Genomic DNA, 22,126 nt, shown 5'->3' on the forward strand with positions numbered 1-22,126 from the left:
CCGCAGGCGAAGCTGCCGACCGAGACGATCACCATCGTCAACCAGCATGGCAAGCGGTTCGTCTTCAAGGTGGAGCGAGCGCTGATGCCGAAGCAGCAGGAAATCGGGCTGATGTTTCGCAAGAGCGTCGCCGCCGATGGGGGGATGATCTTTCCGTGGAACCCGCCGCAGGTCTCGGAGATGTGGATGAAGAACACGCTGGTGCCGCTGGACATGGTGTTCGTCGGGCCGCACGGGACGATAAGGCACATTGCCAACGAGACGGTGCCGCAGAGCCTGCGGATCATTTCCAGCCATGTGAGGTGGCGGCGACGATCGAGTTGCAGGGCGGGATCACCGCGAAGGACGATATCGATGTGGGCGACAAGGTGATCGGGCCGCAATTCGGGGATGGCAAGTGAGGCGCTTGCCTCGCACCTCGCAGGCGCTGTAGGTAGCGATCGTCCGAGCGGGGCGTGGCGCAGCCTGGTAGCGCGCTTGTTTGGGTACAAGAGGCCCCCGGTTCGAATCCGGGCGCCCCGAGACGGACGGATGGGGAGACATTTCACGATGAACCGCGCCAGAATCTATCTGCCGCCGAAAAGCGCCATGCAGTCCGGCTGGGCGAAGACGAGGGAGTGGGTGCTGGAATTCGAACCGGCGATGGCCAAGCGGATCGACCCGCTGATGGGCTGGACGGCAGCGGCGACATGCTGGCGAGCGAGGTGCGGCTGAAATTCGCGACCCGCGAGGAGGCCATCGCCTATGCCGAGACGCATGGCATCGCCTTCGACCTCGAAATCCCGACCGAGCGGCACCGCCGGCCCAAGGCCTATGCCGACAATTTCCGCCCCGACCGGCGGGCGAACTGGACGCACTGATCCGCCCTGCCCGCCCCCGGCGCCGATGCGCGGGCTCTGGCAATCGGCGGCGAATTCGGCGATTGTCGGTGCCGGACGGCCCTGTAGCTCAACTGGATAGAGCACCCGCCTTCTAAGCGGGTGGTTGCGTGTTCGAGTCACGCCAGGGTCGCCATTTTCTCCCCGCCAATTTTTCATCCCCGCGCCGGGCGCGAATCGGCAGCGGCGTGGCGCCGCTTGTCATGAAAACTGGATTCCGGACGGCTTGCCCCGCCGCACCATGCACCCGGGAATGGAACCATCAGGACAAGGCTGCACGGTCAGGTTTTGTTTTTAAAAATATTGCTAATTCATAATATTTTGGTTGACAGAAAAGTGAATAACAATTTAATTCGCCTCATACAGGAGGACTATTTTATGGCAAAGACAATCTTATTGAAAAATCCTGCAACGGGAGTAACAAAAAAGGGATTTTATGGATTTAGCTGGACAACACTGTTCTTTGGTGGATTTCCGGCTTTATTTCGTGGCGACTACATGATCGGGCTGATATTTATTGTCCTGAACATCTTCACGGTCGGAGTGGCCGGATTCATCTTCGCCTTCTCGTATAACCGGCGCTACACGACCAAGCTGCTGGAAGAAGGCTACCAGTTCGCCGGCGCGCCGGCCGAGACTACCGCGGCGGCGGCGAAGCTCGGGGTCGACCTCCCGGCGACGGCCGCGCCCCAGGCCGCCTGAGGCGGAACGCCCTGCCGGCCGGTGCCGGCAGGGCAAGCTTCCTCTCGCGCCTCAGTCGGGGAGTTTGTGGCCCCTGGTTTCCGGCATGAACGGAGCGACGACGAGGCCGAGCAGGTAGATCACCGAGAAATCCATCGCCACATGCGCGAGCCCGCCCAGCGCGCCGATCAGCTGGCCCGCCAGCAGCGGGCCGAGAAAGGCGATGAAGCGCGAGGCGTTGAACACGAAGGCCGAGGCGGTGCCGCGCACATTGGTGGCGAACAGCTCCGGCAGGTAGATCGCGTACCAGGCGAAGGCGCCGAGCGTCCAGAACCCGTTCAGCAGCGACGCCGCCAGCAGCGCCGGCAGCGAATGCGACCAGAGATAGACCGCGGGCGTCATCACCAGCCCGCCGGCGAAGAGGAAGACGAGATAGAGCCGCCTGCCCATCCAGTCCGCGAGGAAGCCGGAGGCGAGATAGCCGAGGATCGCGCCGGCGGTGTAGACGAGGCCGGCGACACTCGCCCAGTAGGGCCCGCTCATTCCGTGATGGGCGGCAAAACCGCCGACGAAGCCCGGAATCCAGGTGGCGATGCCCCACCAGCCCATCGTGGTGCCGACCGACATCAGGCAGGCGAGCAGGGTGCGGCGGCGGCCCTCGGCATCGGCGAAGAGCTGGAACAGGGTGAAGGGCCGGCTCTGGCTGCGCGCGGCGGCGGCGCGCTCGGTCACCGCCCAGCGCTTCTCGCGCATCGCTTGCAGCCAGCTCGCCGATTCATCGATGCGGCGGCGCAGGATCAGCACCAGGAAGCCGGGCAGCACGCCGACCAGGAACATCACCCGCCAGGCTTCCGGCCCGAGGGGGCGGACGAAATACCACACTGCGGCGGCGAGGAAGGCGCCGAAGCCGAAGCCCGATTGCAGGAACCCCGCCCCTTTCGGCCGCGCCTCGTTCGGCCAGGTTTCGGCCAGCAGGGCGTTGCCGGTGCTCCACTCGCTGCCGAGGAACAGGCCGGTGAGGAAGCGGAACGCCACCAGCATGGCGACCGAGGTGCTGAAGGCGGTGAGGCCGGTGAAGACGCTGTAGCCCACCACCGAGATCAGCAGCATCCGCTTGCGGCCGATATAGTCGGCGACGATGCCGCCGATCGTGCCGCCGGCGGCCCAGCCGAGCAGGGTGATGGCGATGGCGAGACCGGCCGCCTGGTGCAGGTGGCCGCGCTCGGAGGCGGGCAGCAGCGCGATCATCGCCGGGCCGATCACGGTGATCAGCGCGTAGGTTTCATAGCCATCGAAGACCCAGCCGAAAAAGGCCGCGGTCAGGATGCGCCAGTGCGACGGCGTGAGCCGCGCGGCCCACGGCAGCGATGCGTCAGCACCGGTGGTTGAATGTGCCATTTGGAAGTCCTCCCTGCGGCGAGCAGACCGAAAATCGGCAGCCTCGTCAACATGCTGAGGGCCTGTTTTGAAAGTGAAACGGCGAGCCGCCCCTTGCCGGCCCGGCCGGGCCATCGCAGGATGATATGGCTGCCAGCGAAACGATGCCGGTTCATCAGGGCGACGCGGTGGCGTACGCTGGCGCCGCAGACAACACGCCGGGCAAGACCGGCGGGCAGGGCCGCAACGCCGGCGCGGCGCGAGGAGGAGAGAGAATGGACGGTTTCGCCGAGACCCACCCGGATGATGCCTATGCGGCGATCCGCACCGAGATCCGCAAGCTGTGCGCCGGGTTTCCGGGCGAATACTGGCGCCGGCTCGACGAGGAAGGCGCCTATCCGGAGGCGTTCGTGGCCGCACTCGCCCGCGATGGCTGGCTCGCGGCGCTGATTCCGGAGGAGTATGGCGGATCGGGCCTGCCGCTTTCGGGGGCGGCGGCGATTCTGGAGGAGATCCAGCGCAGCGGCTGCAACGGCGCCGCCTGCCATGCGCAGATGTATATCATGGGCACGCTGCTGCGGCATGGCAGCGCGGCGCAGAAGGCGGCCTATCTGCCGCAGATCGCCAGCGGGGCGCTGCGGTTGCAGGCGTTCGGCGTGACCGAGCCGGGCAGCGGCACCGACACCACCGCGCTGAAGACCACGGCGCGGCGCGAGGGCGGGCACTACGTGGTCAACGGGCAGAAGATCTGGACCTCGCGGGCGGAGCATTCGGACCTGATGCTGCTGCTCGCCCGCACCACGCCGCGCGAGGCGGTGGCGAAGAAGACCGAGGGGCTTTCGGTGTTCCTGATCGACATGCGCGAGGCGCGCGGCAACGGCCTTACCATCCGCCCGATCCGCACGATGATGAACCATGCGACGACGGAGGTGTTTTTCGACGACCTGCGGATTCCGGCGGACACGCTGGTCGGCGAGGAGGGCAAGGGGTTTCGCTATATCCTGTCGGGGATGAACGCGGAGCGCATCCTGATCGCGGCGGAGTGCATCGGCGACGCCAGGTGGTTCACCGCGAAATCGGTTTCCTATGCGAAGGAGCGCGAAGTGTTCGGCCGGCCGATCGGGCAGAACCAGGGCATCCAGTTCCCGATCGCGCGGGCCTATGCGCGGCTGCGGGCGGCGGAGCTGATGGTGCGCGAGGCGGCGGCGCGCTACGAGGCCGGGCAGAATTGCGGGGCGGAGGCCAACATGGCGAAGATGCTGGCGGCGGAAGCCTCGTGGGAGGCGGCGGAAGCCTGCATCCAGACCCATGGCGGGTTCGGCTTCGCCGCCGAATACGACATCGAGCGCAAGTTCCGCGAGACGCGGCTTTATCAGGTGGCGCCGATCTCGACCAATCTCGTGCTGGCGTATCTGGCCGAGCACGTGCTCGGCATGCCGAGGTCGTATTGATGCGCGCGCCGCTGGCGGGGCTGACGGTCGTCGCCGTCGAGCAGGCGGTGGCGGCGCCCTATTGCACGGCGCGGCTCGCCGATGCGGGGGCGCGGGTGATCAAGATCGAGCGGCCGGAGGGCGATTTCGCCCGCTTCTATGACGACGCGCTCAAGGCGGGGTCGAGCTACTTCGTCTGGCTCAACCGGGGCAAGGAATCGGTCGTGCTCGACCTGGCCACACCGGACGGACGGGCGCGGCTGGCCGCACTGATCGGGACGGCGGATATCCTGGTGCAGAACCTCAAGCCCGGGGCGATGGCGCGGATGGGGCTCGGCATCGAGACGCTGCGCGCCGCCCATCCGCGGCTGATCTGCTGCTCGATCTCGGGCTATGGCGAGAGCGGGCCGCTGGCCGGGCGCAAGGCCTATGACCTGCTGATCCAGGCGGAATCGGGGCTCGCCTCGATCACCGGCGGGCCGGGCGAGCCGGCGCGGGTGGGGATTTCGATCGTGGATATCGCGACCGGCGCGGCCGGGCACGCGGCGATCCTGGAGGCGCTGATCGCGCGCGGGCAGAGCGGGCAAGGCGCGGATATCCGGATTTCGATGTTCGACGTGATCGCCGACTGGCTGGCGGTGCCGCTGCTCAACGCCGAGGCCGGGCGGCCGCCGCGGCGCGTCGGCCTCGCGCATCCCTCGGTCGCGCCCTATGGCGTGTTCGCCGCGGCGGATGGCGACGCGGTGCTGATCTCGATCCAGAGCGAGCGGGAGTGGCGGACGCTGTGCCGCGACATCCTGGAGCGGCCGGAGCTGGTGGAGGATGCGCGGTTTTCCAGCAATGTCGCGCGGGTGAACCACCGGGCGGAGACCGATGCGGCGGTGGCCGAAGCCTTCGCCCGCCTGCCGGGCGCGGCGCTGGCCGAGAGGCTCGACCGCGCGGACCTCGCCTTCGCGCGGATGAACGACATGGCGGCACTTTCGGCGCATCCGCATCTGCGCCGGATCACGGTGGAGACCGAAGCGGGACCGGCGGCGATTCCGGCGCCGCCGGCGATCGTGGCCGGGGTGACGCGGGACTATGGACGGGTGCCGGCACTCGGCGAGCATACCGAAGCGGTGCTCGCCGGGCTGGACGCGGCTTGCGGCACGGAGGGCCGGGCGTGATGGAACAGATTGACGAGGCGATGCTGCGGCAGTGGATCGGGCGGCGGGAAAGTGCCGAGGATGTGCTCGCGCCGCGGCTGGTGCGGGAGTTGCGCGCGACGCTCGATCTTGGTGACGAGATGCCGGCGCCGGGCGAGATCGCGCCGCTCGCGGTGCATTGGTGCCTGTCGCCGCCGACGGTGGTGGGCGCGCGGCTCGGCGCCGACGGGCACCCGGCGCGCGGCGGCTTCCTGCCGCCGGTTCCCCTGCCCCGGCGGATGTGGGCGGGCGGCGGGCTCGAATTCCATGACGCGCTGCTTGTGGGCGACACGGTGCGGCGGGAGTCGGAGATCGGCGATGTCGTCGTCAAGCAGGGGCGGAGCGGAACGCTGTGTTTCGTGACGGTGCGGCACACGCTGTCGACCGCGCGGGGCAAGGCGCTGAGCGAGCGGCACGACATCGTCTATCGCGATCTCGATGCCGGGCCCGGCGCGGCGCGGCCGGCGGCGCGAGAGGAGGCCGCGGCGGCGGAATGGCGGCGGGAGATGACGGCGAGCCCGACCCTGCTGTTCCGCTATTCGGCGGTGACGTTCAACGGCCATCGCATCCATTACGACCGCAGCTATGTCACCGGGGTCGAGGGGTATCCGGGGCTGATCGTGCACGGCCCGTTGCAGGCGACCTGGCTGTTGCAGTTCGCCGAGGAGATCGGCGGACGGCGGCCGGCGAGCTTCAGTTTTCGCGGGGTGCGGCCGCTGTTCGATTTCGAGGTGTTCGCGCTGTGCGCGCGGCGCGAGGGGGATGGGTTCGCGCTCTGGGTCGAGACCAATGACGGCAAGCGGACGATGGAGGCACGGGCGGCATGAGCGGGTTCGCGGCCATCGCGCCGCTGTTCGTGCCGGCGGACCGGCCGGAGCGCTATGCCAAGGCGGCGGCGAGCGGCGCCGATGCGGTGATCGTCGACCTTGAGGACGCGGTGGCGCCGGCGCGCAAGGCGATGGCGCGCGACGCGCTGGCGGGCGGGCTGGCGACGCTGCCGGCCGGGGTCGCGGCCTTCGTGCGGGTGAATGCGGCGGGAACGCCGTGGCACGCGGACGATCTTGCCGCGATCGCGACGCTGCGGGTGGCCGGGATCGTGCTGGCGAAGGCGGAGAGCGCGGCGCAGGCCGAGAGCGCCGCGATGGGGCGCGGGGTGATCGCGCTGGTCGAATCGGCGCGCGGGATGGCGAATGCGCGCGAGATCGGGGCTTCGCCTTCGGTGCGGCGGCTGGCCTTCGGCAGCATCGACTATGCCGCCGATCTGGGGGCGGCGCATCTGCGCGAGGTGCTGCTGCCGGCGCGCGCCGAGCTGGTGCTGGCATCGCGCCTGGCCGGGCTGGCGGCGCCGCTCGACGGGGTGACGGCGGCGCTGGACGACGCGGCGCTGATCGAGGCGGATTCGCGCCATGCGGCGTCGCTCGGCTTCGGCGGCAAGCTTTGCATCCATCCAAGGCAGATCGGCCCGGCGCGGGCCGGTTTCGCGCCGGCGGCGGCGGAGATCGACTGGGCGCGGCAGATCCTCGCCGCCGGGGATGAGGGAGCGGTCGCGGTTGGCGGGACGATGGTGGACGCGCCGGTGCGGCTGCGGGCGCGGCAGATTCTCGCCCGCGCCGGCATGATGACGGGACAGGACGGGACGACATGAGCAACGGCACGAACATCACCACGGAGCTGGCGCGCTTCGCCTCGGGGCTCGTCATGGCCGACCTGCCGGCGGCGGTTTCACGGCGGATCGGGCTGCTGGCGCTCGATGCGGTGGGCAACGCGGTGCGGGCGCGGCAGGCGGCGGAGAGCACGAAGGCGCTGATCGGCGCGGTGCGGGCGATGGGCATGGGCGATGGCGGGGCGCCGGTTTTCGCCGATCCGGCCGGCTATGCCGCGGCGGGGGCGACGCTGATCAACTGCGCGCTGGTGCATTCGCTGGATTTCGACGACACCCATGCGGCGGCGATCGTGCATCCCGGCGCGCCGGTGATTCCCGCTGCCCTCGGGGCGGCGGCGATGAGCGGGGCGGATGGGGCGACGGTGATCGCGGCGATCGCGGCGGGGTATGAGGTGGCGCTGCGGCTCGCCCTGGCGCTGCCGGCCGGGGCGCATTACGAGCGCGGCTTCCACCCGAGTGCGACCTGCGGCAGTTTCGGCGCGATGGCGGCGGTGGCGCGGGTGTTCGGGCTGAGCCCGGCGGAGATGGCGTCAGGCTTCGGCATCGTGCTCAGCCAGACCGCGGGCAGCTTGCAGTTTCTCGCCAACGGGGCGTGGACCAAGCGCTTCCAGGTGGGCTGGGCGGGCATGGCGGGAATGGCCGCCGCCTGCCTCGCGCGGGAGGGGTTCAAGGGCGCGCAGGCGCCGATCGAGGGGCGGCACGGGTTTCTCAACGCCTATAGCCCGGCGCCGGAGCCAGGGCGGGTGCTGGCCGGGCTCGGCGCCGAGTGGGAGCTGATGCGGACCGGGGTGAAACCCTATCCCTCGTGCCGCTGGGGCCATGCCGGGATCGACGCGGCGATCGCGCTGCGGGCGGAGCTTGGGCTCGGGGCGGAGGAGATCGAGGCGGTGACGCTCGGGATTTCGCGCGCCGGGATGCTGCTGATCGGCGAGCCGGCTTCGCGCAAGGCGCGGCCGGAAAACATCGTCGATGCGCAGTTCAGCGGGCCCTTCGTGATCGCCACGGCGCTGGCCACCGGCCGGATGGACTGGGCGAGCTATGACCGGCTCGACGACCCGGACATCCGCGCGCTGATGGCGCGGGTGCGCTGCGAGAACGACCCCGACATCGAGGCCGAGTTTCCGCGGAACATGTCCGGCAAGCTGACGGTGCGGGCGCGGGGGCAGGTTTTCGTGCGGCGCGTGGTGGTGCCGCGGGGCGAGCCGGAGACGTTTCCCGACGAGGCGGCGTTCCGCGCCAAGTTCGACGGGCTGACGCGGCAGGTGCTGGGGGCCGCGCAGGCGGAGCGCCTGGCCGACGCGGTGCTGGGCCTCGACGGGATGGACGCGGTGACGCCGATCTTCGCACTGAGCGTGCCCTCTTCGCGCTGAGCGTGCCTGGGGCGCGGGCGGCGCCGCGCCAGCGTGAACAAAACGGGATTTTCTTAATAACCGGTATATGGTTCTGGATAATTCCAAGAACAGATAAAAATCCCGTAATTTGAAACACATCTTTCGGCAAGAAAATGGCCCCGGACATGTCCGGGGCCAGTTGGAATTCATCGAGATGAACTCATGGGAGGAGATGAGGCGTCATACAACCAAATCCGGCTGCAACTCGTCATCGTTACAACCATAGGTTATTTTTTCGCCTAACGCAAGAAAAAGCGGGACGAGACAAAAGCGGCGCGGCGGTTGAACCAGATCAATGACGGCGGCGGCGGCGGGGGGGACGATGGCCGGGCGCGGCGAAGGTGCCGGCGCGCCACGGAGGATCACGATCATGCCCACTGCCATGCAAGCTGCCATCTCCCCTGCCCCGAACGCCCACCGCGCGCGGCTGCGCGACGCCGCGGCGCTGGCGGCCGTGCTCGCCCTTGGCGCCTGCGCCACCACCGCGCAGGCGCCGCTGGGCGCGGCGCTGGGGCCGACCGACCTCGCTTTCGTCACCTCCGCGTCGCAACTGGTGAATTTCGACCTCGACGCCTGTTCGTTCGTGCGGCGCGGGCCGATCGAGCCGGGGGCGCGGGCGGCGGTGGAGCAGGTTTGCGCCGATGCCGCCACCTATGCGCCGCGCCTGGAGGCGGTGGCGGCGCGCGAGGGGGTGAGGCTGCCGACCGCCCTGCCCTTCGACCTCAAGGAAAAACTCGTCTCGCTCAACTACCACCCCGAGCCGAACCTGACCGTCGAGTTCCTGCGCGACGAGATCGGCAGCCATGAGAGCGCCATCGCGGTGTTTCAGGGCGAGCTGCGCGAGGGGCGCAACGCGGCGTTCCGGCAGACCGCGCGCGACGCGCTGCCGGTGCTGGAGCGCAATCTCGCGATGCTGCGCGCCGCCCTGCCGGCGGGCGCGGCGGAATGACAAACGCCCGGACGGCAGGACCGTCCGGGCGCCCGCATCAGGCGGGATGAGAGGGATGGGCGATCAGAACACCTTGCCGATCTGGGCGAGGAAGATGATGTCGTTGCGCGCGCCGCCGCGGGCCTGCACGTCGGTCGCGAGCTGGGCCTGGCCGAAGATGGTGGGCGAGAGGAACGAGCCGGCGACCACGCCGATACGGGTGAAGTTGGTGCGGTTGCCGGTGTCGCTCGTGCCGGCCGCATCGACCAGCGACACTTTGCCGCCGAAGGTCTTCTCGAAGCTCAGGCCGATATAGCCGGCCGTCTGCGGGTGGAAATAATACGGCGCGTAGACGATGAGTTGGCCGACCGGGTCGGTTTTCAGATGCACGCCGGAGGAGACGTTGGTGTCGCCATAGACGTAGCCATCGGCCCAGACTTGCAGGTCGAGCCGCCGCCCCTTGGCCTGGCCGAAGATTTTGTGGGTGAAGCCGATTTCGAGATTGTTCACCCAGTTGTTGGTGCTGGCGTTCAGCGCGATGGCGGGGTTGTAGGACCCGGAGGGCGGGCTGACGAAATAGGCGAGGACCGCGGTTTCATCCTCGGCGGGATTGTTGACCGGGTAGATGAAGGCGGAGAGCTGCGGCTCGGCGAAGCCGCCCTGATGCGAGAGGTTCGCGCCGCCGACGCGCTGGTTGCCGAGGAAGGAGACATAGGGGGCGATGACCTGCATGCCCCAGGCCATGCCATCGATCGGGCTGAAGGTGTGGACGAGGCGCAGGATCGGCACGTCGGTCTGAATCCGGGTGTTGCCGAGCTTGGTGCCGTGCTGGGTGTAGAACGAGGTCGCCGAGGCGAACTGGTTGTAGAGCATGGCGACGCTGATATTGGGCGGCGGCGACGGGGCGTCGTATGGCAGCGGGCCGCCGGCCTGGGCCGGCTGGGTCATCGCCGTGGCGAGCATCGCCGATGCCGAAAGCCGCACCGGCGATGCTCGCCACGGCGCGGGAGAATTTGGGGCTCGTTTGAGCGGTCATGGACGGTCTCCTTGTTGGGTGGTCGCGTTTTTTTTTGGTCTTGTGGGGCGCGCCCCGATCCGGAAGGAACGGAACGCGACCGGTTGGATGGCCGATCGGGGCAACTTACCCGATCGGGTGAGGATCATCCGAAGGGATGATATCGTGGTGCCATTCGTGACGATGAATGACAATCGGATTACGTGCGACCGGGGTATTTTCCTTATCGTTTACGTTATATTGTGACGTACAGGTCACACTCAGGCTAGACGGGTATTGGTTAACATTTGATCAATGGGCGGCGGAGCCGGCGTTACAGGTAGCCGGTTCCCGCCTCCGCGGCGAAGCGAGTGGGCGTGCCGTTCCAGATGATCCGGCCGTGCTCGATGACATAGACGCGATCGGCGTGCGGCAGGGCGAAGGTGACGTTCTGTTCGCCGAGCAGCACGGTGATGTCGGTCGTTTCGCGCAGGCGGGACAGCGCCTCGGAGAGCTGGCCGAGGATGACCGGGGCGAGGCCGAGCGTCGGCTCGTCGAGAATGAGCAGGCGCGGCTTGAGCATCAGCGAGCGGGCGATGGCGAGCATCTGCTGCTCGCCGCCCGAGAGGGTACGCGATTCCTGGGTGCCGCGCACGCGCAGGATGGGGAACAGCTCGTGCAGCCAGTCGAGCCGGGAGGCGCGCTCGCCGGGGGCGAGGCGCTGGCCGGCGAGTTCGAGATTTTCGGCGACCGAGAGGCGGCCGAACAGCTCGCGGGTTTCCGGGCACTGGACGATGCCGGCGCGGGCGATTGCCGCCGCCGATTCGCCGCCGCGCCGCGCGCCGTCCCAGCTGATCGCGCCGCGGAACGGGACGAGGCCGGAAATCGCGTTGAACAGCGAGGTCTTGCCGGCGCCGTTGAGGCCGACGATGGAGACGAACTCGCCCTCGTGCACGGTGAGGGAGACGTTCTCCAGCGCCTGCGCCTTGCCGTAGAAGACGCTGACATCCTCGGCGTGGAGCAGCACCTTGTGGGCGGCGATCTCGGCTTCGGGGCGCTCGTGGGTCTCGATGCCGCCGCCGAGATAGACGCGGCGGACGGTTTCGTCCTGCATCACCTGTTCGGAGGAGCCCTCGGCGATCTTTTCGCCGAGATAGAGGGCGAGCACGCGGTCCGCCAGGGAGGCGATGCTCTTGACGTTGTGGTCGACCAGCATGACGGCGCGGCCCTGGTCGCGGAAGCGGCGGATCAGGGCGGAGAAATCGTGCACCTCGGCGCTGGTCAGGCCGGCGAAGGGTTCGTCGACCAGCACCACGCTCGGGTCGCGGGCGATGGCCTTGGCGAGTTCCATCCGCCGCAGGTCGGCGAAGGGGAGTGTGGCCGGCAGGCGGTCGAGCACCTCGCCGAGGCCGCATTCCTCGCCGATCCGCCGCGCCGTCTCGATCGCGCCCGGCGGCGGGCGGAGGCGGCTCAGACTGTCGGGCAGCAGGCCGAGCAGGATGTTTTCCAGCACGGTTTGCAGCCGCAGCGGGCGGGAGTGCTGGAAGACGATGCCGACCCCGGCGCGGGCGATGTCGTAGGTCGGGCGGCCGGCGATGTCCTGCCCGTCGAGCAGGATCTGCCCGGCGGTGGGGCGGACGACGCCCATGATCATCTGCATGACCGTGGACTTGCCGGAGCCGTTGGGGCCGATCAGGCCGAGGATTTCGCCGGGATAGAGGTTGAAGTCGAGCGACTTCACGGCGATGAGGCCGCCGAAGCGCTTGTGCAGCCCGCTGACGGCGAGGCGCGGGGTGGTGGTGGTGTTCATGCGCCCCTCCGGTGCGGCAGCAGGCCGAGCAGACCATCCGGGAACAGCACGATCACCACCAGCGCGATCAGGGCGACGACGAAGGTGGAGAGCTGGCCGATCGGGCGGAGGAGTTCGCCGGCGACGATGAGGAAGACCGAGCCGATGGCGCCGCCGATGATGGTGCGCCGGCCGCCGAGCACGGCGGCGATGATCACGCGCACGCCGATCGAGATGTCGACCACGGCGCTGACCGAGGCGGTGCCGAGATAGAAGACGAGGAAGGCGCCGGCGAGGCCGGAGAACAGGGCGGAGACGGCGAAGGCGAGGATCTTGTGGCGGGTTGCGTTGAAGCCGAGCGCGGCTGCGGCCACCTGGTCCTGCCCGGCGGCCTGGAGGATCATTCCCAGCGAGGAGCGGGAGATGAGGAACAGGATCAGGCCGCTGACCAGCATGAAGCCGAGCGCGTATTCGTAGTTCGCCGCACTGCTGATCGAGAGCACGTCCGGCACGGAGAGGCCGATTTCGCCGCCGGTGACGCCGGCGAAGATGACGATGGCCTGTTGGAGCAGCAGCACCGAGACCAGGGTGATCAGGCCGAGATAGGGGCCGGAGAGGCGCAGCGCCGGGATGGCGAGGGCAACACCGCCGGCGACCGCGGCGATGGCGCCGACGGCGATGGCGAGCGGCACCGGCAGGCCGAGCAGTGCGTTGGACATGCCCGCGCCATAGGCGCCGAGGCCGATCAGGAAGGTCGGGCCGAAATTGACCTCGCCGGCATAGCCGAACAGCAGGTCCCACGACATCGCGAAGACCGCGAAGTAGAAGGCGGTGGTCAGCACGCCGAGGATGTAGCCGTTGGCGCCAAGCGGGAAGAGGGCGAGGACGACGAGGAAGACCGCGAGCGCGGCCAGGCGGGATTTCGGGATGCTCGACATCAGCGCCGCCCCAGCAGCCCTTGCGGCCGCATGTAGATCACCACGACGAGGAGGATGAGGGCCGGCACCTCGCGCAGCGAGGGCGAGACCAGATAGGCGGTGAGGGTTTCGATATAGCCGACGATATAGGCCGCGATGAGCGTGCCGGAGACCGAGCCGAGGCCGCCCAGCACGACGATGGTGAAGGCGCTGCCGGTCAGGCCGGGCACATAGTCGGACCCGGAGCCGAGGAAGCTGCCGAGCAGCACGCCGGCGATGCCCGCGAGCAGGCCGTAGATGATCCAGACGAAGAGGTAGATCCGGTCGAGCTCGAAGCCGAGCAGGGTGAGCGCGCGCGGGTTGATCGAGGCGGCGAGCAGGCGGCGGCCGACCTGGGTGCGGTTGACCAGCAGCCAGAGCGCGCCCATCACCGCCCAGGCGACGGCGGCGATGAAGATCTCGTTGATCGGGGTGCGGACGCCGAGGATGGACACCGTGCCGGCGATCAGCGGCTGCACCGTGATCGGGCTGTTGGTGAAGGCGTAGGACAGGGCTTCCTGGATCATCACGCCCCAGAGCAGGGTTGCCGTCAGCACGAACAGCTCGCGCTCGTGGGCGGGCACGGCGCGGGAATTCTCGATCGGGCGGACGATGCCGCCATAGGTGACGAGGGCCGCGACGAGGCAGACGGCGAGGCCGGCGAGCGCGCCGACATAGGGGCCGGTGCCGAGCGAGGTGTCGAGATACCAGGCGATCATCGCGGCGATGACCATCAGGCCGCCATGCGCGAGGTTGAGGACGCCGGAGACACCGAAGATGAGCGTGAAGCCCAGCGCGCCGAGCGCGTAGAGTGTGCTGATCGCGAAACCGTCGATCAGGATCTGGATCGCTAGTGTGCCGTCTCTGAAATATCTAGCCATAAGCCCCTAAAGGTGATTCTGTGATCGCTGAAGATCTCGGAGGGTGTCAGGATGGCGTGGGGACAGGCGGTTCGGATCGAGTTGAGTGACGAGGAGCGCATTGAACTTCAGACGCGCATCCGACGGCGCAAAATCGCTCGCGGGGACGCAATGCGCGCCGAGATTATACTGCTGGCCGCCGACGGCATGAGCAATCTCGGGATCGCCGAGAAACTCCGGATCACGCGGGTAACGGTGGCGACCTGGCGGACGCGGTTTGCCGCGAAGCGTCTGGATGGCCTGCTCGACGAACCTCGCCCCGGCGCGCCGCGCAAGATCGGCGATGACAAGATTGCCGAGGTGATAACGACGACGCTGGAGAAGCTGCCCGCGGCGGCGACGCACTGGAGCACTCGGTCGATGGCGCGGGCGTCCGGACTGGCACCATCGACCGTGCACCGCATCTGGCGGGCCTTCTCTCTGCAGCCTCATCGAAGCGAGACATTCAAGCTTTCGACCGATCCGCTGTTCATCGAGAAGGTGCGCGACATTGTTGGGCTCTACTTGAACCCGCCCGACCGTGCGGTGGTGCTCTGCGTCGACGAGAAGACACAGGTGCAGGCGCTCGACCGCTCCCAGCCGATCTTGCCGCTGCGTCCCGGGCAAGCCGAGCGTCGCACCCACGACTACAAGCGGCACGGCACGACATCGTTGTTCGCCGCACTTGACGTCAAGATCGGAACGATCATCGGCAAGTGCATGCCACGCCACCGTGCCGCAGACTTCCGCCGCTTCCTGGACATGGTTGAGAAGAATGTCCCCGCTGATCTCGACGTGCACGTGGTGATGGACAACGCGTCGAGCCACAAGACCAAGCTGATCCGCGACTGGTTCGCCAAACGGCCCCGCTGGCATGTGCACTTCACCCCCACCTCGGCGTCTTGGATCAATCAGGTCGAACGCTTCTTCGGCATGCTCACCGATGACCAGATCCGCCGCGGCGCGCACCGCTCCGTCCGAGAACTGGAGGCGGCGATCACCGCCTATATCGACGCCCGCAACGCCGACCCTAAGCCATTCCGCTGGGTCAAGTCAGCCGACGAAATCCTCGCCGCCGTCCAACGCTTCTGCCAGCGCACCAACGCCATCCACGATCACTCTGCATAGGAACTTCGGAATCGGCACACTAGCAAGTCCTACCCTCCCAGGTCAGACGAGAACGCGGGCAGATCCCGCCGGCGGCAAGGCCGGCGGGACCGCGGGGCGGATCAGGACTTCGGGACGGGCACGAAGCCGGGGAACTTCGCCTTGGCGTTGGCGAGCTTCAGCGGCCAGATGCATTTCTGCTGGCCGGCCTGCCATTGCAGGGCGACGCCGGTGACATAGTCCGGGCCGTATTTCAGGGCGTGGGCGAACTTGCTCTTCGCACCCTGGAAGGCGATGTGGCCCTGGGTGCCGACCATGTTGGTCTGCTCCAGCGCGTGGACGATGGGCAGCGGCTTGGTCGATTTCGCGCGCTTCAGCGCATCGGCCAGGGCATAGACCGCGTCGTAGGTGGAGTAGGCCGAATAGGCCGGGGAGTAGCCGAATTTCTTCACGTAGGCGTCGGTGAAGGGGAGGGTTTTCGGCGTGATGGCGACGCCGGGGGCGGCGGTGCTGCCGGTGATCACGCCCTCGGTGGCACCGTTGGTCGCTTTCCAGAACACGTCGGAGCCGGCCTGGGCGTTGATCCCGGCGAGCGCCACCGGCACTTTCTGCTGCGCCCACTGCACCGTCGGCTGCACGCCGACATGAGCCCAGCCGGCGATGATCACGTTGGGCTTCAGCTGCTCGATCTTCTGGTAGATCGGGGTGAAGTCGGACGTGTTGGGCGCGAAGCGGATATTGTCGAGCACCTTCAGGCCGATCTTGGGCAGGCATTCATCGTAGCCGGCGTCGAGCGGCTTGGTCCAGGCGGCGTCCTCGCTCATCACCACGGCGGTCTTCATGTGGAACTGGTCGACCAGCGTGGCCTTCGAGGCGTCGCACACCGCGCGGGCGAGATAGGCGGCCGGCATGTAGGCGTGGAAGATGTATTGATGGGCCTTGAAGTCCTTGTGGACGTATTCGGACAGTTCGTTGGCGGCGGCGCCGGTGATCAGGTAGGGCTCGTGCAGGCGGGCGGCCCAGGGTTCGAGCGCCAGCGCGACCTCGCTGACGAAGGTGCCGATGATGGCGACGGCGTGGTCCTGCCGGACCATGCGCTGGAAGGAGCGGATGGCGTCGGTGGTGGAGAGGTGATCGTCCTCGATCACCAGCTTGATCGGCCGGCCGTCGATCCCGCCGGCGGCGTTGATCTGCTCGGCGGCGAGGGTGGCGCCGTTGGCGATCGCCTTGCCGGGAATGGTGCCGATTTCGGAGGTGATGCCGACGACGATCGGGTTTGCGGCCTGTGCCGCAACCGGCACCACCGCCATGGCCGCGCCGGCGAGGGCGGCGGCGAACGCTGTTTTCTTTCTGGACATTGGTAGCTCCCCTTATTCGCAGTTTTGAATTTGATTGGGCGGATCATGCCATAGGTTGCGCATTCGGCAAGGGGGTATCGCGCACAGGAAGGCGCTTTTCGGAATTCCCCGCGCGAAAACAACCATGGCAACCAAACGTTAATAGAACATCCGTAAATTTACCGACGACACATCTCACTCATGAGACTTGTCTCGTTCGAGGAAAATCGTCTTGGTTCCACCACCGGACAAAACGTTCCCGCCCGCCCCCGCGAGGCGGCGTGTGGCGATCAGGCTGCTGGCGGCGCTGCTCGCGCTCGGCGCCGGCACGGGGGCGGCCTCGGCCGCGCGGCCGGCACGGCACGCGCCGGCGGCGGCGCGCGGGCTGAGCATCGCCCAGGGCAGCGGACGGCTGGTGACGCTGCGGGGGACCGCGGCGAACGTGTTCGTCGCCGATCCGAAAGTGGTGTCGGTGCGGCCGGCCAGCGCGCATACGCTGTTCGTGTTCGGCACCGCGCCCGGCTTCACCACCATCGCGGTGACCGACTCGCGGGGGCGCGACGTGGCGACGTTCCGGGTTGCGGTGACGCCGGCCCCCTATGATGCGGCGGCGATTCGCGCGGGCGCCGCGCGGACCGCCCCGGGCGCGCGGATCACGGTGGGCAGCGAAGCGCATGGCGTGGTGGTGCGCGGCACGGTGGCGACGCCGGTGCAGGACTACCAGGTGATGCAGCGGGCGCATCTGATCGCCGGCAAGGGCGGGCGCGTGATCAACCAGACCGAGGTGCGGCTGCCGCAGCAGGTGGCGCTCAAGGTGCGGATCGCGCAGATGTCGCGCACGATCACGCAGCAGCTCGGGATCAACTGGCAGAGCGCGGGCAATGGCATTTCGGTGGGCAAGTTCCTGTTCGGCTTCAGCGCGCTCGACGTGCTGAACGGGTCGAGCCCGGCGACGCCGGCGGCGGGCAGCTACAATGCGGGGCTGTCGACCGGCGGCGGCGCGATCGACAGCATTCTCGACGCGCTGAACAGCGACAATCTCGCGCATATCCTGGCCGAGCCGACGCTGACCGCGCTGTCCGGGCAGAGCGCCAGCTTCATCGATGGCGGGTCGTTCCCGGTGCCGGTGCCGGGGCAGAACGGTCAGGTGACGGTGCAGTACAAGGATTTCGGCGTGCAGCTGAAATTCCGCCCCGTGGTGCTCGACGATGGCAGCATCATCCTGCATGTCGAGCCGACGGTGAGCGCGCCGACGACGCAGAACGCCTTCCAGATCGCGGTGGCGGGCACGTCGATCGTGGTGCCGTCGCTCTCCACCCAGTCCGCCTCGACCACGGTGGTGATCGGCAGCGGGCAGACCCTCGCCATCGCCGGGCTGCTCAGCAACAGCAGCAACCAGACCGACAAGTCGGTGCCGGGGCTCGGCGACATTCCGGTGCTCGGCGCCGCGTTCCGCGCCGACAGCTATGACCGGCAGGAGGAGGAACTCGTGATCCTCGTGACACCCTATCTCGTCAGGCCGGTGAACCAGGCGGGGCGGATGATGACGCCGGACCAGGGATGGTCGCCGGCGAACCAGATCCAGCGGGTCGTGCTCGGGCGCGACAATGGCGGCGGGCATGCGGTGGTGCTGCCGGGCCAGGCGGGGTTCATCCTGCGATGAGGGCGACGATGAAAGAGCGACGCGCTGCCATCCGGCCCGGCGCGAGCGCGCTGCTGCTGGCCGGATGCGCGCTGCTGCTGGCCGGCTGCGCCGGGGGCGACCCGTTCGCGCGGCCGGGAACATGGCGGGAGAACGGCGCGCCGATGCACAATATCGCGGTCGAACTCGTCAACCCGCATGATCTCGTCGCCGGGCGCGGCGACACCCGGCTGAGCGGGCCGATCGCGGAAACCGCGGTGGGCGGCGCGCTGAAGGCGCCGGCGGGCGGCGGCGGCGGCGGCGGCGCGAGCGCGGCACCGCTCGGCGGCGGCGGCGGCGGGGGCGGTATGGCGTCCTCGGGCGGCTTGTCGGGGATCACGCAATGACCGGCCGCATGGCGCGGGGGCTGCTGGGCGCGGCGCTCGGCATCGCCGCGGCCGCGCTCGGCGGCTGCGCCGGGCCGGCGCGGACCGGCGCCGCACGCCCCGCGCTCGGCGCCAACACGCTCAACGTGGCGGAGACGGCGCTGGCCGGCAACCGGCCGGATCTCGCGCTGCATGTCGCCGATGCGGTGCTGAAGCTCGACCCGGGCAATGCGCGGGCGCTTCTGGTGCATGGCGATGCCGCCTATCTGCTCGGCGACTGCCGGACGGCGACGCGCGATTACGCGGCGCTGCTGCACGCCGCGCCGCGCGACGCGCGGGCGGAGATCGGGCTCGGCCGCTGCGCCCTGCGCGGCGGCGCGCGGGGGGCGGTGACCGCGTTCCGGCGGGCGACGCGGGACGATCCGCGCAGCGCGGTGGCGTTCAACGATCTCGGCGTGGCGCTCGCCCAGCGCGGCGGCTTCGCCGAGGCGACGGCGGCATTCCGCCGGGCGCTGGCGCTGCGGCCGGGCTTCCGGGCGGCGCGGACCAATCTCGGCCTTGCCACGGCGCTGGGCGGCAATGCCGGCGCCGGCGCCGCGATCATCGCGCCGCTCGCGCAGGGCGGGCGGATTTCGGCGGCGGAACGGGCGGATTATGCCGCCGCCCTCGCCCTTGCCGGACGGCGCGCGGCGGCGCGGCATGTGCTCGACGCGGCGATGCCGGCGGCGGCGGCGGACGACATGGTGGCGCAGATGGCGCGGCTTGCGGCGCCGCCGGCGGCGGCGGCGAAGCGCGCGGTGAACTGACGCTTCCGCGGCGGGCTGGCGGGGGGCAGAGCATCATCCGATCAGATGGAGTCATCTGATCGGATAAAGATGCTCTACTTATCAATACCATAGAGACCATAGAGCACTAAATCCGATCCGGATGGATCGGAAAGTGCTATAGTGTCCACTTTCAATCTGAAATCCATCGGAGTTCAGATTCGGGACACTAGCCGGTGCCGAGGGCGAGCCGGCGGATTCGGGGCGTGCTGTCCTTGGCGCGGTAGAGCCGCATATCGGCCTGGCGCAGCAGATCATCCAGCGTGTTGCCGGGTTTCGCGCCGTCGATCCCGATGCTGACCGCGACGGCGAGACCGTGCGGGGTGAGGGTTTGCGCGAAGGCCTGGCGGATGCGGCTGGCGACGGCGGCGGCGGTTTCGGCCGTGCCGCCGTCGATCAGGATGGCGAATTCGTCGCCGCCCAGCCGGCCGACCACATCGGCGGCGCGCACGCTCTCAAGGCAGATTTTCCCAAGCTCGCGCAGCAGACGGTCGCCCTCGGCATGGCCGAGCGTGTCGTTGATGCGCTTGAACCCGTCGATGTCGAGCACCAGCAGCATGCAGGGCGAGACGCGCAGGCGGCGCTCGGCCTGGAGGGTGAAGCCGCGGCGGTTGAGGACGCCGGTGAGGAAATCGGTGTGGGCGGCGCTGTCGAGCAGGCGCTCGCGCAGCATCCGCACGAGGTGGCTGGCGCAGAGCGCATCGCAGAACACGAAGGCGATGCCCTCGCCCGCCGAGACGACGAGCCAGAACCGCAGCGCGGCGGGATCGCCATGCGCCAGCAGGGCGGCGGCGCGGACGAGGACGAAGACGCCATGCGCGACGAGCACGGCGGCGAGCGGGTAGCGCGCCGCCGCGGGGACCGCCATGCGCAGGATTTCGACCAGCAGCAGGACGAGCATCAGCAGGGTCAGCGGCGCCTGGGCGACGAGGTAGAGCCAGGGGGTGGCGGCGAAGGGGAGAACGGCCCCGGCGACCAGCCAGGCCAGGCCCGGGAGGAGTGCCAGCGGCACCGATCCGGACCGTCCGGCGAGGCGGCGCACGCCGAGCCACATCACGCCATAGGCCATCAGCAGGATGCCCGGCGCCAGCCCGTGGGCGAGGACGGGCGAGCCGAGGCGGCCGGCGACGAAGACACCGAGCCCGGCCGCGCCAATGAAATAGGCGCTACCCCACCATTTCAGCATCTCGGCGCCGCAGAGGAAGCCGGTGACGACAAGCAGAACGCCCGCCAGCGTGATTACACCGTCGAAGAACAGATAGATGTATGACAGATCCATTCGTCGGCGCCCGGAGACAATGATTTTGATTTTGACAAAAGATCACGACGGCCGCCCTTCGGCGCCCTGCGCGAAACAAGTATTCAGGCGATATATTATTATTGATATTTGTTCTCAATTATTGGTTAACCGTATCCAATACGTTTATCTTTGTCAAATATTGATTTGATGACGCCGCCCTGAAACGGGGATGGACCATGGCGCGCGCGGACGGGCCACGGGCCTGGATGTGGCCCATGTGGCGGGGGTCGGCCGGCGGGATGCGGCGGGAGCCGGCGGGTGCGTCAGGCTGAGGGTGGCGGCGCCTATCCGCCGGTCACGCTCATGTGGCGGGTGACGGCGGGGGCGCGGCCGGCGCGGTCGATCACGAAATCGTGCCCTTTCGGCTTCGGGCGATCGCATCGCGGATGGCCTGGCGCAGCACGGCGTCGTCGTCCGAGCCGCGCAGCACGGCGCGCAGATCCGCCGCGTCGTCCTGGCCGAGGCACATATAGAGCGTGCCGTGCAGGTGAGGCGCACGCGGTTGCAGCCCTCGCAGAAATTATGCGTGAGCGGGGTGATGAAGCCAAGCCGCGTGCCGGTTTCGGCGACGTCGAAATAGCGCGCCGGCCCGCCGGTGACGTAGTCGGTCGGCGTCAGCGTCCAGCGGGCGGCGAGGCGCTGGCGGACGGTGGAGAGCGCAGGTATTGATCGGTGCGGTCCTGGTCGACCTCGCCGAGCGGCATCGTCTCGATCAGGCAGAAATCGAAGCCGTGCGGCCGCACCATTCAAGCATGGCGTCGAACTCGTCCTCGTTCACGCCCTTGAGCGCCACCGCGTTGATCTTGACCCGCAGCCCCGCCGCCTTCGCCGCCATGACACCCTCGATCACCTGGGGCAGCCGCCCCAGCGGGTGATGGCCTGGAATTTTTCGGCATCGAGCGTGTCGATCGAGACGTTCACCCGCTTGACCCCGGCGGCGACCAGCTCATCGGCGAAGCGGCCGAGCTGGCTGCCATTGGTGGTCAGGGTCAGCTCGTCGAGTCCATGGCCAAGCCGCTGGCCGAGCCGGTTGACCAGCGCCATCACGCCGCGGCGGACCAGCGGCTCGCCGCCGGTCAGGCGCAGCTTGCGCACGCCGAGATCGACGAAGGCGCCGGCCAGACGCTCCAGCTCCTCCAGCGAGAGCAGGTCCGCCTTGGGCAGGAAGGTCATGTCTTCCGCCATGCAGTAGACGCAGCGGAAATCGCAGCGGTCGGTGACCGAGATGCGGAGATAGGTGATGGCGCGGCCGAACGGGTCGATCATGTGCGTCATGTTTACGCTCGCGCGACCAAAGGCAAGACCCGCGGCGGCGCAAACCGCCGGCGCGGCGGGCGCAGGGGCGAATTGCGGCATTTCCGCGCCGCGCGGCTTGACCGGG

Annotated in this window: 20 protein-coding genes, 2 tRNA genes and 2 pseudogenes; 15 read left to right on the plus strand and 9 right to left on the minus strand. The window is 68.5% G+C overall.

Annotated features, from left to right (window positions below):
- From ACIDOCELLA78_RS000000111760 to ACIDOCELLA78_RS000000111780, 5 genes and pseudogenes are all read left to right on the plus strand, one after another.
- On the plus strand, positions 1 to 372 hold a 372-nt coding region (locus tag ACIDOCELLA78_RS000000111760; RefSeq protein WP_249676713.1), incomplete at its 5' end, for a DUF192 domain-containing protein.
- A 77-nt stretch (positions 373 to 449) separates the two neighbouring features.
- Positions 450 to 522: transfer RNA gene (locus ACIDOCELLA78_RS000000111765), tRNA-OTHER, on the plus strand.
- Positions 523 to 588: 66 nt separating this feature from the next.
- Positions 589 to 860, plus strand: a pseudogene (locus ACIDOCELLA78_RS000000111770) (NADH dehydrogenase ubiquinone Fe-S protein 4).
- A 77-nt stretch (positions 861 to 937) separates the two neighbouring features.
- Positions 938 to 1,014: transfer RNA gene (locus ACIDOCELLA78_RS000000111775), tRNA-Arg, on the plus strand.
- A 242-nt stretch (positions 1,015 to 1,256) separates the two neighbouring features.
- Positions 1,257 to 1,580: a hypothetical protein gene (locus ACIDOCELLA78_RS000000111780; protein WP_201729715.1), complete on the plus strand. Its 324-nt coding sequence runs from the start codon at positions 1,257 to 1,259 to the stop codon at positions 1,578 to 1,580.
- A 51-nt stretch (positions 1,581 to 1,631) separates the two neighbouring features.
- On the opposite strand, the gene ACIDOCELLA78_RS000000111785 is transcribed toward ACIDOCELLA78_RS000000111780, so the two are convergent.
- Entirely contained in the window at positions 1,632 to 2,957 is a 1,326-nt protein-coding gene (locus ACIDOCELLA78_RS000000111785; protein WP_201729716.1) for an MFS transporter, read from the minus strand.
- 254 nt (positions 2,958 to 3,211) lie between these two features.
- On the opposite strand from ACIDOCELLA78_RS000000111785, the gene ACIDOCELLA78_RS000000111790 reads away from it, so the two are divergent.
- Genes ACIDOCELLA78_RS000000111790 through ACIDOCELLA78_RS000000111810 form a run of 5 tightly spaced genes read left to right on the plus strand, consistent with a single transcriptional unit; the run spans position 3,212 to position 8,583 of the window.
- A complete protein-coding gene (locus tag ACIDOCELLA78_RS000000111790; RefSeq protein WP_201729729.1) occupies positions 3,212 to 4,387 on the plus strand; it encodes an acyl-CoA dehydrogenase family protein in 1,176 nt (391 codons plus the stop codon).
- Positions 4,387 to 5,532, plus strand: a complete 1,146-nt coding sequence (locus ACIDOCELLA78_RS000000111795; protein WP_307850957.1) for a CaiB/BaiF CoA-transferase family protein — start codon at positions 4,387 to 4,389, stop codon at positions 5,530 to 5,532. The genes ACIDOCELLA78_RS000000111790 and ACIDOCELLA78_RS000000111795 overlap by 1 nt, the downstream gene beginning before the upstream one ends.
- Entirely contained in the window at positions 5,532 to 6,377 is an 846-nt protein-coding gene (locus tag ACIDOCELLA78_RS000000111800) for a MaoC family dehydratase N-terminal domain-containing protein (protein WP_201729730.1), read from the plus strand. The genes ACIDOCELLA78_RS000000111795 and ACIDOCELLA78_RS000000111800 overlap by 1 nt, the downstream gene beginning before the upstream one ends.
- Positions 6,374 to 7,195, plus strand: coding sequence for a CoA ester lyase (locus tag ACIDOCELLA78_RS000000111805; protein ID WP_201729718.1), 822 nt, complete (start codon positions 6,374 to 6,376; stop codon positions 7,193 to 7,195). The genes ACIDOCELLA78_RS000000111800 and ACIDOCELLA78_RS000000111805 overlap by 4 nt, the downstream gene beginning before the upstream one ends.
- Positions 7,192 to 8,583, plus strand: coding sequence for an MmgE/PrpD family protein (locus ACIDOCELLA78_RS000000111810; protein ID WP_201729719.1), 1,392 nt, complete (start codon positions 7,192 to 7,194; stop codon positions 8,581 to 8,583). Before ACIDOCELLA78_RS000000111805 ends, ACIDOCELLA78_RS000000111810 begins: the two co-directional genes overlap by 4 nt.
- A 201-nt stretch (positions 8,584 to 8,784) precedes the next feature.
- Here the strand turns inward: ACIDOCELLA78_RS000000111810 and ACIDOCELLA78_RS000000111815 are convergent, their stop codons facing one another.
- Positions 8,785 to 8,976, minus strand: a complete 192-nt coding sequence (locus ACIDOCELLA78_RS000000111815; RefSeq protein WP_201729720.1) for a hypothetical protein — start codon at positions 8,974 to 8,976, stop codon at positions 8,785 to 8,787.
- Between ACIDOCELLA78_RS000000111815 and ACIDOCELLA78_RS000000111820 the strand changes: the two genes are divergently transcribed.
- Positions 8,975 to 9,553, plus strand: a complete 579-nt coding sequence (locus ACIDOCELLA78_RS000000111820; protein WP_249676733.1) for a DUF4142 domain-containing protein — start codon at positions 8,975 to 8,977, stop codon at positions 9,551 to 9,553. The genes ACIDOCELLA78_RS000000111815 and ACIDOCELLA78_RS000000111820 overlap by 2 nt on opposite strands.
- A 63-nt stretch (positions 9,554 to 9,616) precedes the next feature.
- Here ACIDOCELLA78_RS000000111820 and ACIDOCELLA78_RS000000111825 read toward each other — a convergent pair whose 3' ends face one another.
- The 4 genes from ACIDOCELLA78_RS000000111825 to ACIDOCELLA78_RS000000111840 form a co-directional block, all read right to left on the minus strand.
- Entirely contained in the window at positions 9,617 to 10,516 is a 900-nt protein-coding gene (locus ACIDOCELLA78_RS000000111825; RefSeq protein ID WP_201729721.1) for a transporter, read from the minus strand.
- Between the two features lie 344 nt (positions 10,517 to 10,860).
- Complete coding sequence (locus tag ACIDOCELLA78_RS000000111830; protein WP_201729722.1) at positions 10,861 to 12,336, minus strand: ATP-binding cassette domain-containing protein; 1,476 nt, start codon at positions 12,334 to 12,336, stop codon at positions 10,861 to 10,863.
- Positions 12,333 to 13,253 carry a branched-chain amino acid ABC transporter permease gene (locus ACIDOCELLA78_RS000000111835; protein ID WP_201729723.1) on the minus strand — a complete coding sequence of 307 codons (921 nt, stop codon included), beginning with the start codon at positions 13,251 to 13,253 and terminating at the stop codon, positions 12,333 to 12,335. Before ACIDOCELLA78_RS000000111835 ends, ACIDOCELLA78_RS000000111830 begins: the two co-directional genes overlap by 4 nt.
- Positions 13,253 to 14,152, minus strand: coding sequence for a branched-chain amino acid ABC transporter permease (locus ACIDOCELLA78_RS000000111840; RefSeq protein WP_201729724.1), 900 nt, complete (start codon positions 14,150 to 14,152; stop codon positions 13,253 to 13,255). Before ACIDOCELLA78_RS000000111840 ends, ACIDOCELLA78_RS000000111835 begins: the two co-directional genes overlap by 1 nt.
- Before the next feature lie 51 nt (positions 14,153 to 14,203).
- Between ACIDOCELLA78_RS000000111840 and ACIDOCELLA78_RS000000111845 the strand changes: the two genes are divergently transcribed.
- Entirely contained in the window at positions 14,204 to 15,298 is a 1,095-nt protein-coding gene (locus ACIDOCELLA78_RS000000111845; RefSeq protein ID WP_201727840.1) for an IS630 family transposase, read from the plus strand.
- Positions 15,299 to 15,399: 101 nt separating this feature from the next.
- Here the strand turns inward: ACIDOCELLA78_RS000000111845 and ACIDOCELLA78_RS000000111850 are convergent, their stop codons facing one another.
- Complete coding sequence (locus tag ACIDOCELLA78_RS000000111850; RefSeq protein ID WP_201729725.1) at positions 15,400 to 16,635, minus strand: ABC transporter substrate-binding protein; 1,236 nt, start codon at positions 16,633 to 16,635, stop codon at positions 15,400 to 15,402.
- 262 nt (positions 16,636 to 16,897) lie between these two features.
- On the opposite strand from ACIDOCELLA78_RS000000111850, the gene ACIDOCELLA78_RS000000111855 reads away from it, so the two are divergent.
- From ACIDOCELLA78_RS000000111855 to ACIDOCELLA78_RS000000111865, 3 genes are read left to right on the plus strand one after another with little or no spacing between them, the layout of a single operon-like run.
- Positions 16,898 to 18,277 (plus strand): type II and III secretion system protein family protein, encoded by a 1,380-nt coding sequence (locus ACIDOCELLA78_RS000000111855; RefSeq protein ID WP_249676736.1) that lies wholly within the window; start codon positions 16,898 to 16,900, stop codon positions 18,275 to 18,277.
- A gap of 8 nt (positions 18,278 to 18,285) precedes the next feature.
- Entirely contained in the window at positions 18,286 to 18,642 is a 357-nt protein-coding gene (locus ACIDOCELLA78_RS000000111860; RefSeq protein WP_201729726.1) for a hypothetical protein, read from the plus strand.
- The gene (locus tag ACIDOCELLA78_RS000000111865; RefSeq protein WP_201729727.1) at positions 18,639 to 19,427 is read left to right on the plus strand and encodes a tetratricopeptide repeat protein; all 789 of its coding nucleotides are present in this window, start codon (positions 18,639 to 18,641) and stop codon (positions 19,425 to 19,427) included. The genes ACIDOCELLA78_RS000000111860 and ACIDOCELLA78_RS000000111865 overlap by 4 nt, the downstream gene beginning before the upstream one ends.
- A 187-nt stretch (positions 19,428 to 19,614) precedes the next feature.
- Here ACIDOCELLA78_RS000000111865 and ACIDOCELLA78_RS000000111870 read toward each other — a convergent pair whose 3' ends face one another.
- Together ACIDOCELLA78_RS000000111870 and moaA are read right to left on the minus strand one after the other, a co-directional pair.
- Positions 19,615 to 20,724, minus strand: coding sequence for a diguanylate cyclase (locus tag ACIDOCELLA78_RS000000111870; protein ID WP_201729728.1), 1,110 nt, complete (start codon positions 20,722 to 20,724; stop codon positions 19,615 to 19,617).
- A 305-nt stretch (positions 20,725 to 21,029) separates the two neighbouring features.
- Positions 21,030 to 22,011: pseudogene (moaA, locus tag ACIDOCELLA78_RS000000111875) on the minus strand (GTP 3',8-cyclase MoaA).
- Positions 22,012 to 22,126: the final 115 nt, after the last annotated feature.

This window comes from Acidocella sp. C78 (assembly GCF_907164655.1).

Bases quoted from the DNA above. Each gene is read 5' to 3' on its own strand.
- ACIDOCELLA78_RS000000111810 (WP_201729719.1), top strand. From the start codon at position 7,192: ATGAGCAACGGCACGAACATCACCACGGAGCTGGCGCGCTTCGCCTCG.
- ACIDOCELLA78_RS000000111780 (WP_201729715.1), top strand. From the start codon at position 1,257: ATGGCAAAGACAATCTTATTGAAAAATCCTGCAACGGGAGTAACAAAA.
- ACIDOCELLA78_RS000000111830 (WP_201729722.1), bottom strand. From the start codon at position 12,336: ATGAACACCACCACCACCCCGCGCCTCGCCGTCAGCGGGCTGCACAAG.
- ACIDOCELLA78_RS000000111805 (WP_201729718.1), top strand. From the start codon at position 6,374: ATGAGCGGGTTCGCGGCCATCGCGCCGCTGTTCGTGCCGGCGGACCGG.
- ACIDOCELLA78_RS000000111865 (WP_201729727.1), top strand. From the start codon at position 18,639: ATGACCGGCCGCATGGCGCGGGGGCTGCTGGGCGCGGCGCTCGGCATC.
- ACIDOCELLA78_RS000000111845 (WP_201727840.1), top strand. From the start codon at position 14,204: ATGGCGTGGGGACAGGCGGTTCGGATCGAGTTGAGTGACGAGGAGCGC.
- ACIDOCELLA78_RS000000111820 (WP_249676733.1), top strand. From the start codon at position 8,975: ATGCCCACTGCCATGCAAGCTGCCATCTCCCCTGCCCCGAACGCCCAC.
- ACIDOCELLA78_RS000000111860 (WP_201729726.1), top strand. From the start codon at position 18,286: ATGAAAGAGCGACGCGCTGCCATCCGGCCCGGCGCGAGCGCGCTGCTG.
- ACIDOCELLA78_RS000000111870 (WP_201729728.1), bottom strand. From the start codon at position 20,724: ATGGATCTGTCATACATCTATCTGTTCTTCGACGGTGTAATCACGCTG.
- ACIDOCELLA78_RS000000111795 (WP_307850957.1), top strand. From the start codon at position 4,387: ATGCGCGCGCCGCTGGCGGGGCTGACGGTCGTCGCCGTCGAGCAGGCG.
- ACIDOCELLA78_RS000000111790 (WP_201729729.1), top strand. From the start codon at position 3,212: ATGGACGGTTTCGCCGAGACCCACCCGGATGATGCCTATGCGGCGATC.
- ACIDOCELLA78_RS000000111800 (WP_201729730.1), top strand. From the start codon at position 5,532: ATGGAACAGATTGACGAGGCGATGCTGCGGCAGTGGATCGGGCGGCGG.
- ACIDOCELLA78_RS000000111835 (WP_201729723.1), bottom strand. From the start codon at position 13,253: ATGTCGAGCATCCCGAAATCCCGCCTGGCCGCGCTCGCGGTCTTCCTC.
- ACIDOCELLA78_RS000000111785 (WP_201729716.1), bottom strand. From the start codon at position 2,957: ATGGCACATTCAACCACCGGTGCTGACGCATCGCTGCCGTGGGCCGCG.
- ACIDOCELLA78_RS000000111815 (WP_201729720.1), bottom strand. From the start codon at position 8,976: ATGATCGTGATCCTCCGTGGCGCGCCGGCACCTTCGCCGCGCCCGGCC.
- ACIDOCELLA78_RS000000111850 (WP_201729725.1), bottom strand. From the start codon at position 16,635: ATGTCCAGAAAGAAAACAGCGTTCGCCGCCGCCCTCGCCGGCGCGGCC.
- ACIDOCELLA78_RS000000111840 (WP_201729724.1), bottom strand. From the start codon at position 14,152: ATGGCTAGATATTTCAGAGACGGCACACTAGCGATCCAGATCCTGATC.